This is a genomic window from Pseudomonas sp. Xaverov 259 (genome assembly GCF_019352915.1).
Taxonomy (GTDB): Bacteria; Pseudomonadota; Gammaproteobacteria; order Pseudomonadales; family Pseudomonadaceae; genus Aquipseudomonas.
In genome coordinates, this window is record NZ_JAAAFV010000040.1 from 80,040 (window position 1) to 92,684 (window position 12,645).

Here is a 12,645-nt window from a genome sequence, read left to right on the forward strand (position 1 = left end):
TCAATCCGCGATCAGTAAGCCGATGGCAGGAACAATCAACAGCGTACTGATCGCCATCGACAGTACATTACCAATATACGGATGCAGGTAACTCGGCAACCGGCCAGCAATCGCGCACGCCAACGGCGGCGCAATCAGCGCGCCCAGAACCGCGCTGAGCACAATGACCGTCATGCTACCGCCATAGGTCAGCACCGCCGCCGGTACCACCGACACCAAGGGCACATAGGTCGGGTACCAACCTCGTTTTCGCCATTGCTGTCGCCACAGCAGAATGCCCAGCAGTGAGGTCAGCGCCTGGCCTGCCAGCAGGTGCAACACCCAGCCCGATCCATAGGCGGGGCTTAGGGGATTGAGCGAGTAAGCCAGTAACACTCCTGCGAGCAAACCCAGACTGGCCCACTCATTGCCGAAAAAAGGCGCTTCGGAAAAGTCTGCCAGCACACGACGTAATGTCCAGCGTAAGCCGTAATCGGGTGTCTTAGGAGGGGCGGTGGGAGGGACGCTGACCTTGGCTTCAGGCGCACGACTAACCAGCACAGGCACTGCGCGACACAGTAAAAACGCCACGACGCTACCTAGGGCCATGCCCAATACATTGCCAATCACCACCGGCAATCCTAACGGTATGCATAAGAAGTTGACCATCAACAAGCAGCTTGGCGTCACCAGCAGCGCGCCGAGCAGGGCACCATTCAGCGTGACCTTCCAGCCTCCGCCAAACAGCAGCACCATCGCGGCCGGCAGTGATACAAAGGCGGCGAACGTCGGTTGCCAAGCGTCGGCGGTCAGGGTCCAGCCCCAGAGTGCATTGCTCAGCAACAGCCCCAGCAATGAGCTGGTCACTAGCCAAGGCCAAAGCCCGGTGCCGTAGGCGATGCTGAAGCCTTGCCAGCCTTGGGCATAGCGACTGGTCCAGTAACCGAAAGCGCCACCGAGCAACAAGCCGATTGACGCGAACTCGTGTTTGTAAAACGCCACTTCACTGATATCGCCGACCACCCAGCGCAACCACGCGGTCGGCGCAGGCAGGCTGGCCATCATGTCGTTGTAGCTGGGCCAGAGCACCGACGCCGATGTGGAGTAAGCCACTGACAATCCTGTGAGCGACACGACCAGGGTGAGGAAGGCCAGGATCAGGATGACAAGGTGGCGAACCGATGAGTCAGACGACGTTTTTGTTGGTATGAAGTCCATATTCCCACCCTCATCAGCGTGGCAGGCACGGGTGATGACGATAGCCGAGCATGCCGTCATAGAGGTCCGCCCGGCGATCGCGCTGCAGGTCGTTCAGGCTGTTCCAGATCGGTGCGCTGCGGGCGCTGGAGAGGTCGATGTCCGCGTAAATAATCGCTTGCTCGTTGGGTGAGGCAACCTTGCCGATAGGCCAGCCATTGGTGCCGGCAATCAACGAGCAACCGAGGTAACGCGCGTCCTGTTCTTCGCCGATGCGGTTGGCGGCCGCAATAAACACGTTGTTGACGTGGGCGGCGGTCATGGTCAGGTACGAGGCCATGCATTTGCCGGCTTCGTCGAACAACGGCGGTGGCGTCCACACCCAGTTGTTCAGGCTGCAAATGATATCGGCACCTTGCTGGGTCAATATGCGCGGGACTTCGGGGAACCAGATGTCCCAGCAGATCAGCAAGCCAATGCGGCCGATGGGTGTTTCGAATACCGGAAAGCCCAGGTTGCCGGGAGTGAACCAAAGCTTTTCCTTATTCCAGAGATGGGCCTTGCGGTACTTGCCAATCAGGCCCTCTGGCCCCAACAGCACAGCCGTATCGAACAGTTGCATGCCGTCACGTTCAGCCAGACCGGCCACGAGATACACCTGGTGAAACTGGGCGAAATCCATCCAGGCGCGGATGCTGGGACCGTCTGGAACGGGTTCGGAATGGAGATAGGCATCCTGGCGATTGTTGAATAGATACCCGGTGTTGGCCAACTCGGGCAGCACAATCAAGTTGGCGCCATTGTTCACCGCTTATAGCGCAAGGCTGAGGCTGGTCTCCAGGTTGGCGGGGCGGTTTTGTGTGCCGACTTGCGGATCGAATTGCACAACGGCGACGCGGACGGGACTCATGGAGTCGTTCATGTTCTAGACCTCTTTTTATTGTTATGAGCCCACCTGTAGGGGTGGGCGTTTAATAGGAAGTCTTTTTTGCTTGTGCGTCAGTAGGTTGTTTCCGTTTAAAGCGTAGGCTGTTGCTGTATTGGCGATTGCCCCTGATAGCGTGGGTAATCGTCCAGGGTAAACCCTCCGTTGAAGGTGGCCTGGGTGGTGTGGCAGAGGTTGATCACCGCGTCGACAGCGCCGCGCAGGCAGGGCTCGGTCCAGCCGGCATCCACGGAAAAGGATTCGCCCGCCAGATACAGCCCGGAAACAGGACTGTAGCCGCGCTGAGTGCGCTCACTTAGCGGCTTCTCATCGCTGACCAGCCTTAACAGACGGTCACGCTCCGTGACGGTAGCAGTGTGTTGCTCCTGCATCGATTGGAGGCTGGTTTGCAATTCGTTGAGCTGTACGCGCAACGCGTCCCGCTCAGCTTGCAAAATGTGGAATGTTTCAGTGCTGATCGTCGTGTGAGTAGAGCGCTCAATCTCATCGAACAGGAACGGCGGTTTTTGATCGGGGTAATGCCGCACCATCCACGCCCTCAAGTCGGCGTGACGCACGGTCAAGAACTCAGGAGGGACGTGGATGCCAGCTTTCACCGCGACACCAAGCGACCCATAGGGCAGGTCATTGTTCATCACCGCATCAAACAGCTTTTCCAGGTTTAGGTGAAGGCATGGCCATTGAGGATAGGCAGACCTGAAAGTATGCGGGGCGTGCAAATAAGCATGCAGAATTTCCGCTTCGTGCTCCAGTAGACCGCACCATCTAATCACCGCTTCAGCCAAGTGATAGAACGGTTTATACGAAAGCTCACAGCTGCCCTCGTTGTACATGATCAGGTCCCTTTTTTATTTTTGGGCTAGGGCGAATGCCTGATGTGGGGCCAGTGTTTAGCGTGGCCTGTACAGAGTTGGATTAAGTTGAGTGGTTTTATCTCGTCATTGGGTTGCGAATGTATGTCGGCGTAAGTCCTAATATGAGGAAGGAGTAGGGGTTTTTATGTGTGAGGCAGGTTCGCTGAGTACAGTGCATGATTATACGTAGCGTTTAGTAAAGTAGTGTTAGGCTGAAAACAGAGTTGCGGCCAGGAGTGAGTGGTCTAATGAAACCGGACACCCATTTATGCGAGAATGCTCGCCAGATCGAGGTGTCAGATGACCAAACAACGCCGTTCATTTACCCCTGGATTTTAGCGCGAGGCCGCCGACCTCGTGCTCAAGCAAAACCACAGCTACATCGACGCCAGCGTTCACTCGGTATTGGCGAGTCAGCGTTGCGCCGCTGGGTTGACTAGGTTCAGAAAGAGTGCCAAGACGTCACTCCGCAGAGCCAGGCGTTGATCCCAGAGCAGCAGAAACCCAAGAACTGGAGGCCCGGATCGCTGATCTTGAGCGAGAGAAAACCATATTAAAAAGGCTACCGCGCTCTTGATGTCGGAAGAACACGAGCGTTCGCGCTGATTGACCAGTTGAGCGCACATGAGCCGGTTGATTGGCTGTGCAAGGTGTTTGACGTCACTCGCTCGTGTTACTAGGGCCAGCGCATGCGCCGCCGCACACCCCATGTTGAACGGCTTCTATTAGTTGACAACTACAGGCCACGTGTTCTGTGGGCGAAGCTAGGCAATCGAATCTATATCTAATTTGTAGGAAGTTCCTACAGTATGGCCTCCCGTAATGGTTGCTATCGCCCGCTCATCATCGTTTGCTGTCAGCGGGGCCATTGCCAACTGCTCCTGCCTTTTGTTCTCCGCGTGAGCTTTCCAACGAGACAATTCGCCGCCCCGGAGCTGCTTGATGGCCGGCCTCTGTCCACCAATGCCGACGTGTAAGCCGTAGCGTGTGTGATCTACGAGTTGGCGGGGGGCAAACATCCGTTTCGCCGCTTGCCTTCTATCCAAGCCCGCGAAGAGCACCTGGAGCGAGAACTGTACGCGCCGAAAAACCTGCCGAAGCGCTGTTGGCCAGCCCTAAGAACAGCACTGGCGTTTGACCCATCTGACCGCACGATCACTGCCAAACAACTGCGTGACGCTTTCGCCGTCACTTCGTTCTGGCTGCAATGCCTGCGACTTGGGGGCTAGGGCAGGTAGCCAAACTTTTCGTGGCAAATCCCTAATTAGCGCTTTCCATATCAAACTCGCGCAATGGCCCGCATACACTGCAGGCACGGCCGATGCATCGATGATTTTTGCCCTGAACTCACTGCTTCGGGACCATGCCAACCACCTAGCAGGCACTGTCTCGCACTCGGACGGCATGCTTCGTTCCTAGCGTTCGTTTTTAGGTGCAGTCCTAAAGACACTGACCCTGCATCGAATAGACACTGAAGCATCACCAATATGCATGGCTTTTTTGACCTGTCCGGCACGAAGGTGCTTGGTGGTCGAATACCTAAGGTTATCGTCGATTTCAGTACAGGTGTCTTGGTGCATTTTTTTCCTGAAAAAGGCATGAAGTGCTCAGCAATTCATTCTGGGCGTGAATCTTGATTATGTATCGGCCGGTGTTAATCGATAATGCTGGTTTTTCTTTTTTTATAGTAAATCCTTCTTGCTTTAATCAAAATTTACTTTGATGGCCATGGGGGCTTTTCAGTGTGAATATCTTGTCCAGAGGTCTATCTTGACGACCATTTCAGATAGAGAATCGAATCGAATTGCTATTGTTGGGGCGGTCTTCGAACAGCAATTGAGTTGCCGCGAGGCTGCGCTTAAGCTTAATGTGAGCGAACGTCAGATCTATCGCTTGCTAGTGCGCTTTCGGTTTTATGGTCCTGAAGGGCTTATCAGTTTAAAACGGGGCAGGCCAAGTAATCATCGAATAAAGGACGACGTGAAAGCACAAGTGCTTTCTCTGGTGCGGGAACGATATACAGACTTTGGGCCAACATTGGCCAACGAAAAAATATTAGCAAATCACGGATTGGTTGTGTCAACCGAAACATTGCGCAGTTGGATGATTGCTGAAGGTCTTTGGCATCCCCGAAAAAAACTAAGCATTGACAATAACCGTAGCCGTCGTCGCGGTGGCAGTCTGGGCGAATTGATAAGTATTGGCAACGCTTACGATGATTGGTTTGAAGGTCGAAGAGCCCCGTGCAGCTTGCTGGTTTTTGCGGATCAAGCCACAGGTCTGTTGATGAACTTGCGATTCTCTGAAACTGAATCGGTTGCTGATTACGGTGTGGCGACCCGAGAGTATTTGAACAAGCATGGCCGACCACTTGCATTTTCCAGTGACCGGCGCAGCATGGCCAGGGGCACCGCTTCTCAATGGATGACGATGTTCGCCGGGGCTTTGGGTAAGCTCAGTATCGACTTGGTTTTTACCCATGATCAGCAGTCGAAAGGACGTTTTGGTCGGCTCCACAAAATCCTTCGTGACAGGCTTGTTAAAGAGATGCGCATTCAAGGTATCAACACGATTGAAGCTGCTAATAGTCATATAGACTTGTTTGTCCTCGATTTCAACCGCCGCTTCTCTAAGCCCGAAAAGTTACTTGGCGATTTGCATCGACCGGTTTTAGAAAGCACCGAAGAGCTTGATCAGATTTTCCTGGGTCAATAGCCTCAGTACTTCAAAGGAGACAAGCTGCGTTTCGCGATTCAGTGCTAAAAAAATGTGCTGTTAACTCTCATAAAGTTAGCAAGTCGTATATGGCACTGGGAGGCTTGAGGCGAGACTGACATTTGTATATGGTTTCCTAAAAGCAATGTTAAAGTGTCAAATTTTGTGTTGCGTGTAATGTGGCTTTTGTGAAGATTCCAAATGAGAAAATACAAACATTTTTTCATATGAAACAGCCTGTTGGCTTTGCTGAGTGTTCGCCCTATTTAGAGTTGTCATTTTTGACGTCAGAAAATTGTTGACGATATATTGCGTCGCATGCCAGATTCATTTCGCCCCCATAAGGGGCACCAAACAAGCAGTCACTAACCAGTTTCTGCTATTCAGACGAAATGGTTGTACTTGTAAAACAAGGAAGCTTTTTATGTCCAAGATAAAAATCAAAACAACGGCAGCCGTCGCTGCACAATCCAGTGATGCATTTAATAAGGTAGAGAGTTTCAGCCATCAATACGATAGAGGCGGTAATGTATTGATCAATGGTAAGCCCTCTTACACGGCCGATCAGGCTGCTGATGCCATTTTGCGTGACGGCGGTGGGTGGAAGGATCTTAATGGTAATGGCACCGTTGAGCTGACTTATAAATTTCTGACAGCACCGACGGCTCAGTTTTCTTCGTTTGGAGTAGGTGGTTTCAGTCAGTTCACGGCAGCGCAAAAAGCACAAAGTAAGCTTTCCATGCAATCGTGGGCCGATGTCGCCAAGGTGACGTTTACTGAACAAGCCTCTGGAGGCGAGGGCCAAGTCACCTTTGGTAATTATGCTTATGGCTTGAACGGTGCTGGTGCGTTCGCGGTCATGCCAGGGCTCAATTACAGCGGCGAAGGCCAGTCCTACTACAACAGTGGGCAACCAGGCGCGCTGAATCCTATTGTGGGGAGCTATGCGCGGCAAACCCTTACCCATGAAATTGGGCATGCCATCGGCTTGCACCATCCCGGGGATTACAACGCGGGGACTGGCCCAACTCCGACTTACAACGACGTTACCTACGCCCAAGATACCCGTGGCTACAGCCTCATGAGCTATTGGACGGAAGCCAATACCGGTCAGAACTTCACCAAAGGAGGTGTGCAAGCGTACGCTTCCGGCCCGTTGATCGATGACATTGCCGCCATCCAACAACTCTACGGAGCCAATACCTCCACGCGAACCGGCGACTCCGTTTACGGCTTCAACTCCAACACCGGCCGTGATTTCCTCACAGCCACCAGCAATGCAGACAAGCTCGTATTCTCCGTGTGGGACGCGGGCGGTAATGACACGCTGGACTTCTCCGGCTTTACCCAGAATCAGAAGATCAATCTCAACGCGGGTTCGTTCTCTGATGTCGGGGGCTTGGTTGGTAACGTTTCTATCGCGCAGGGCGTAACGCTTGAAAACGCCACTGGGGGCTCGGGTCACGATTTGCTGATCGGCAACGCAGTGGCCAACACCCTGCGCGGCGGTGCCGGTAACGACATCCTGTTTGGTGGTGGCGGGGCCGACAAACTGTGGGGCGGTACGGGTGCAGATATTTTCGTATTCGGTGCCAGTTCCGACTCCAAGCCAGTAACGGCGGATAAGATCTTCGACTTCACCAGCGGTTCGGACAAAATCGATCTGACCGGCCTTACTCATGGCTCAGGCTTGCACTTTGTGAGTGCATTTACCGGTGCCATCGGTGACGCTGTGCTGACGTTCGCCTCGGCGACCAACCTAGGCACATTGGCGGTCGACTTCTCTGGTCAGGGCGTCGCTGACTTCCTTGTCACTACTGTTGGTCAGGCATATTCCACGGACATCGCCGCCTGATCTGACGAACAAAGGCAGCGGCGTGGTAACGCCGCTGCCCTCGCGTTTGAAACCTCTCTTATTTTGACGGCGGGATGCGCCTTGAATGTTGCATCCCGACGGATGTGGCTGCATGCCTGCCATTTGAGGCGCGCGCCTGACTCGCTTGTTTGAACTCGAACAATTGAAACCATCAGGGAAAAGACCAATGAAGATGGCGCAGACCACTCGTGCGGCTCCACTATTCAAGGCTCTTGGCGATTACAAACGTATTTTGATAAGTGTGGGGTGCTTCACGGCGCTGATCAATCTGCTGATGTTGGTGCCTTCGATATACATGCTCCAGGTCTATGACCGGGTGCTCTCTTCGCAGAACGAAACAACCCTGACAATGTTGTCGCTGATGGTGGTGGGTTTTTTCATCTTTATCGGCGCGCTGGAAGTGCTGCGCAGCTTCATTGTCATCCGTATCGGCAGTCAGTTAGAGCGGCGCTTTAACCTGCGGGTTTATCAAGCTGCATTTGAGCGCAACTTGTTTCAGGGCGAGGGTCACGCCGGGCAATCCCTGGGGGATTTGACCCACATCCGCCAGTTCGTTACGGGTCCGGCACTGTTTGCGTTCTTCGACGCGCCGTGGTTCCCGATCTACCTGGTTGTGATTTTCCTGTTCAACACTTGGCTTGGGGTGTTTGCGACCGTGGGAGCTGCGCTGCTGATTGCCTTGGCATTTGTCAACGAAGCCATGGTCAAGAAACCGCTGAATGAAGCGGGCGGTTTCTCGCAACAATCTACTCAGTTGGCCACCAGCCACCTGCACAATGCCGAAACCATCCAGGCCATGGGCATGCTCGGTGCCTTGCGCAAGCGTTGGTTCGCTGTGCATTCCCAGTTCCTCGCCCAGCAGAACAAAGCCAGTGACACCGGCGCGGTAATTGGCTCTCTTAGCAAGACGCTACGCCTGTGCCTGCAATCGTTGGTTCTCGGGCTGGGTGCCCTATTGGTAATCAAGGGGCAAATGACGGCCGGCATGATGATCGCCGGCACGATCCTGATGGGACGAGTATTGAGCCCCATCGACCAAGTCATCGCCGTATGGAAACAATGGAGTGTTGCCAAGCAGGCCTATCAACGTCTGGATTCGTTGTTGCAGGTGTTTTCCCCTGTCGACAGTGGCATGGCTTTGCCGGCACCCAAAGGGCAAGTGACGTTTGAACAGGTCAGTGCGGGGCCGCCGGGCAAACGTGCAGCGTCCTTGCATCAGATGAGTTTCAGCCTTCAAGCCGGTGAAGTGCTTGGCGTGCTGGGTGCTTCAGGTTCTGGAAAGTCCACGCTGGCCAGAGTCCTCGTGGGTGTCTGGCAACCCTTGGGCGGAACCGTGCGTTTGGACGGCGCCGATATCCATCGCTGGAACCGTGATGAGCTGGGGCCGTACATAGGTTACTTGCCGCAAGACATTGAATTGTTCAGCGGGAGCATCGCCGACAATATCGCGCGTTTTCGCGAAGCAGATCCGCAGCAAGTTGTCGAAGCGGCGCGGCAAGCAGGTGTGCATGAGTTGATCCTCGCGCTACCGCAAGGCTATGACACGGTACTGGGTGACGACGGCAGCGGATTGTCTGGCGGGCAAAAACAGCGGGTGGCGTTGGCACGTGCGCTTTACGGGCGGCCCACGCTGGTGGTACTCGATGAGCCTAACTCAAACCTCGACACCGTCGGCGAAAGTGCGCTGGCGCAGGCTATCGCGCAAATGAAAGCCCAGGGCACCACGGTAATCCTGGTGACCCATCGTTCATCCGCGCTGGCTCAGGCTGACAAATTGTTGGTGATGAATGAGGGGCGATTGCAGGCGTTTGGCCCCAGTCAGGAAGTACTCAAGGCACTCGCCGGACAGGCACCGCCGCCGCCCGAAACTTCACGCGCACAAGCGGGGGTGAGTCTCAGTCGTCACTTCGCAGTTACCAAGGGACCGAACGCATGAGCCAGGACAGCAGCCAACAAATCAATCAAGACTATGAGCGCAGTCACTTCGAGCGTGATGCCAAATTTTTCTCGCGTATGGGTTGGATATTGACGGTGGTTGGAGCCGGTGGATTTTTCCTGTGGGCCAGCCTTGCGCCTCTGGACCAGGGCATCCCCGTGCAAGGCACGGTGGTGGTGTCCGGCAAACGCAAAGCTGTGCAAACGCTGAGCCCGGGCGTGGTCAGCCAAATCCTGGTACGCGAGGGTGAGAGGGTTAAACAGGGGCAGCCATTGTTTCGCCTCGATCAAACGCAAAACCAGGCCGATGTTCACGCCTTGCACGCGCAATACCGCTTGGCGTGGGCCAGTGCTGCGCGCTGGCAAAGCGAACGCGACAATCTGCCGGGCATCGTATTTCCGTCGGCTTTGACTGCGCCTGCGGATCCTGATCAGGCGTTGGTGCTTGAAGGCCAGCGCCAATTGTTCAGCAGTCGTCGCGATGCCTTCGCCCGAGAGAAATCGGGTATTCGCGCCAGCATCGAAGGCGCCTCCGCGCAACTCGACGGCATGCGTCGCGCACGAGTGGATCTCATCGCACAAGCTCAGTCTCTGCGTGATCAATTGGCTAACCTGCAGCCCCTGGCAGATAGCGGTTACATCCCACGCAACCGCTTGATGGAATTCCAGCGACAGCTATCGCAAGTGCAACAGGACTTGGCGCAAAACACCGGTGAAAGCGGGCGGACGGAGCAGGGCATTCTTGAGTTGAAACTCAAGCTGCAACAGCACACCGAGGAGTATCAAAAAGAAGTACGCACCCAGCTTGCCGATGCTCAGCTTAAGACCCAGACCCTTGAGCAGCAATTGACGTCCGCCCGTTTTTCCTTGCAACACAGCGAAATCAACGCTCCTGCCGACGGCATCGCAGTGAACCTCGGTGTACATACCGAGGGCGCGGTGGTGCGTTCGGGCGAAACCCTGCTGGAAATCGTGCCCCAGGGCGAACGTCTGGAAGTGGAAGGGCGCTTGCCGGTGAACCTGATCGATAAAGTCGGCCCGCACTTGCCGGTAGACATCCTCTTCACCGCCTTCAACCAGAGCCGCACACCGCGGGTGCCGGGTGAAGTCAGCCTGATTTCCGCTGACCAGATGCTTGATGAAAAAACCGGCGTGCCTTACTACGTGCTGCGTACCTCCGTCAGCGACCAGACCCTGGATAAGTTGCATGGCCTGGTAATCAAACCTGGAATGCCGGCTGAGATGTTTGTGCGCACCGGTGAGCGCTCGCTGCTGAGTTACTTGTTCAAGCCGTTGCTTGATCGCGCCAATTCCGCGTTGACCGAGGAATAATCATGAGCAAACTCTCGTGCTTCGCTGCGGCGTTGCTACTGGTCTGTGGCCCGGCTTTGGCTATGGGGCCATTTGAGGTGTATGAGCAAGCGTTGCGTAATGATCCGGCGTTCCTTGGCGCGCTCAAGGAGCGCGATGCCGGCCTGGAGAATCGTGCCATCGGCCGCGCCGGTCTGTTGCCGCGCTTGAGCTACAACTACAACAAAGGCCGCAATAACTCCCAGGCGACATTGCCCGATGCTAGAGGCGGCAGTTACCAGGACGACCGCAACTACAACAGCTATGGATCCACATTCACTCTGCAGCAACCGCTGCTCGACTACGAGGCCTACGCCAACTATCGCAAAGGTGTGGCGCAGGCGTTGTTTGCCGATGAGACGTTTCGCAGTAAAAGTCAGGAGCTGCTGGTGCGGGTGTTGAACCATTACACCCAGGCATTGTTCGCTCAAGATGAGATTGAGATTGCACAATCAAAGAAGAAGGCCTTCCAGCAACAGTTTCAGCAAAACCAATCCATGTTCCAGCAGGGCGAAGGTACCCGCACCGAGATCCTTGAGGCACAGGCGCGTCATGAATTGGCCACCGCTGAAGAGATCGAGGCTCGCGATGAACAGGATGCGGCTTTGCGTGAACTGGGTGCACTCGTGGGCGTAGCGACCCTTAATATCGGCGACCTGATCCCACTGGCGCCCAACTTTGAAACCTTTGCCTTGTACCCAGCGAACTACGACAGTTGGCATGAGCTGGCCATAGCCAATAATCCGAACCTTGCTTCGCATAGACAAGCAGTGGAAGCGGCGCGTTTTGAAGTGGAACGCAACCGGGCAGGGCACTTGCCGAAAATCACCGCCTACGCCAGTTCACGTCAGCAGGAGTCAGACAGTGGCAACACCTACAACCAGCGTTACGACACCAACACCATCGGTATTGAAATCAGCGTGCCGTTGTATGCTGGCGGCGGCGTGTCGGCTTCTACCCGCCAGGCCAGCCGAAACAGGGAACAGGCGGAGTTCGAATTGGAAGGCAAGACCCGTGAAGTCCTGATTCAACTGCGACGTCAATTCAGTGCTTGTTTGTCGGGGGTGAGCAAGTTGCGCGCTTATCAGAAAGCCCTGGGTTCAGCGGAAGCGTTGGTGGTCTCGACCAAGCAAAGCGTGCTGGGTGGGGAGCGGGTCAGCCTCGATGTGCTTAACGCCGAACAACAGCTCTACACCACCCGACGTGACAGGGCGCAGGCGCGTTACGACTACCTGATGGCGTGGACTCAGTTGCGTTTTTACGCAGGGACGTTGCAGGCAGAAGATTTGGCAAAAGTGGATGAGGCTTTTGGTGTCGGCGCGCCGGTGAGGTGAAAGTGCTTTTTCGCAGCGCATGAGCAAAGCGTCTGGTCGGGGTAATGACTTAACCTGGATGGGGCGGCTAACCGTGGTGAAAGTTTCTGCCTGCTGATGGATTGGAGTGCCAGGCGTTGATGCAAGGAAATCGACATTGGTGGGACAAACAATCATGACTAGTCTGCAGACGGTACGCGATGGCGCTAAGCTCGTAGTGACCTATGCATTTTCTAATGCCTGCAGCTTCAAACCTGTCCTCATAACATTGAATTGACGAATAAATTGAATGCATTTTCAGAATGTGGGCAAGCCTGATTCAGCCGAATATCGGCGAGCTGTTTTTACCTAGGCATCAAGCCCATAAAACGCGATAGTTTGGTCGTGAGGGCGGTACAGCCTTGTTATCGAACTGCCTACTCCTCTACGAATACGCTGATAGCGTGCGGTCCTCTCTTGCTCCCCGCTCATTTTGCCTAG

Annotated in this window: 7 protein-coding genes and 3 pseudogenes; 7 read left to right on the forward strand and 3 right to left on the reverse strand. The window is 54.8% G+C overall.

Annotated features, from left to right (window positions below):
• The 3 genes and pseudogenes from K0H48_RS17465 to K0H48_RS17475 form a co-directional block, all read right to left on the reverse strand.
• Nucleotides 1-1,197: a hypothetical protein gene (locus tag K0H48_RS17465; RefSeq protein WP_219268435.1), complete on the reverse strand. Its 1,197-nt coding sequence runs from the start codon at nt 1,195-1,197 to the stop codon at nt 1-3.
• A 13-nt stretch (nt 1,198-1,210) separates the two neighbouring features.
• Entirely contained in the window at nt 1,211-1,984 is a 774-nt protein-coding gene (locus K0H48_RS17470; protein ID WP_368862158.1) for a nitrilase family protein, read from the reverse strand.
• Between the two features lie 209 nt (nt 1,985-2,193).
• Nucleotides 2,194-2,397, reverse strand: a pseudogene (locus K0H48_RS17475) (amine oxidase); the annotation flags it as partial.
• Nucleotides 2,398-3,333: 936 nt separating this feature from the next.
• On the opposite strand from K0H48_RS17475, the pseudogene K0H48_RS17480 reads away from it, so the two are divergent.
• The 7 genes and pseudogenes from K0H48_RS17480 to K0H48_RS17510 form a co-directional block, all read left to right on the forward strand.
• A pseudogene (locus tag K0H48_RS17480) lies at nt 3,334-3,653 on the forward strand (transposase); the annotation flags it as partial.
• A gap of 243 nt (nt 3,654-3,896) precedes the next feature.
• Nucleotides 3,897-4,205 (forward strand): annotated as a pseudogene (locus tag K0H48_RS17485) (serine/threonine protein kinase); the annotation flags it as partial.
• Nucleotides 4,206-4,746: 541 nt separating this feature from the next.
• Nucleotides 4,747-5,691: an ISNCY family transposase gene (locus tag K0H48_RS17490; protein ID WP_219268436.1), complete on the forward strand. Its 945-nt coding sequence runs from the start codon at nt 4,747-4,749 to the stop codon at nt 5,689-5,691.
• 424 nt (nt 5,692-6,115) lie between these two features.
• Entirely contained in the window at nt 6,116-7,546 is a 1,431-nt protein-coding gene (locus K0H48_RS17495; RefSeq protein ID WP_219268437.1) for a serralysin family metalloprotease, read from the forward strand.
• Between the two features lie 187 nt (nt 7,547-7,733).
• Entirely contained in the window at nt 7,734-9,503 is a 1,770-nt protein-coding gene (locus K0H48_RS17500) for a type I secretion system permease/ATPase (protein WP_219268575.1), read from the forward strand.
• Entirely contained in the window at nt 9,500-10,834 is a 1,335-nt protein-coding gene (locus K0H48_RS17505; protein ID WP_219268438.1) for an HlyD family type I secretion periplasmic adaptor subunit, read from the forward strand. The genes K0H48_RS17500 and K0H48_RS17505 overlap by 4 nt, the downstream gene beginning before the upstream one ends.
• 2 nt (nt 10,835-10,836) lie before the next feature.
• Complete coding sequence (locus K0H48_RS17510) at nt 10,837-12,186, forward strand: TolC family outer membrane protein (protein WP_219268439.1); 1,350 nt, start codon at nt 10,837-10,839, stop codon at nt 12,184-12,186.
• Nucleotides 12,187-12,645: the final 459 nt, after the last annotated feature.

Coding starts and splice junctions, on each gene's coding strand:
- K0H48_RS17495 (WP_219268437.1), top strand. CDS start 6,116: ATGTCCAAGATAAAAATCAAAACAACGGCAGCCGTCGCTGCACAATCC.
- K0H48_RS17500 (WP_219268575.1), top strand. CDS start 7,734: ATGAAGATGGCGCAGACCACTCGTGCGGCTCCACTATTCAAGGCTCTT.
- K0H48_RS17505 (WP_219268438.1), top strand. CDS start 9,500: ATGAGCCAGGACAGCAGCCAACAAATCAATCAAGACTATGAGCGCAGT.
- K0H48_RS17465 (WP_219268435.1), bottom strand. CDS start 1,197: ATGGACTTCATACCAACAAAAACGTCGTCTGACTCATCGGTTCGCCAC.
- K0H48_RS17510 (WP_219268439.1), top strand. CDS start 10,837: ATGAGCAAACTCTCGTGCTTCGCTGCGGCGTTGCTACTGGTCTGTGGC.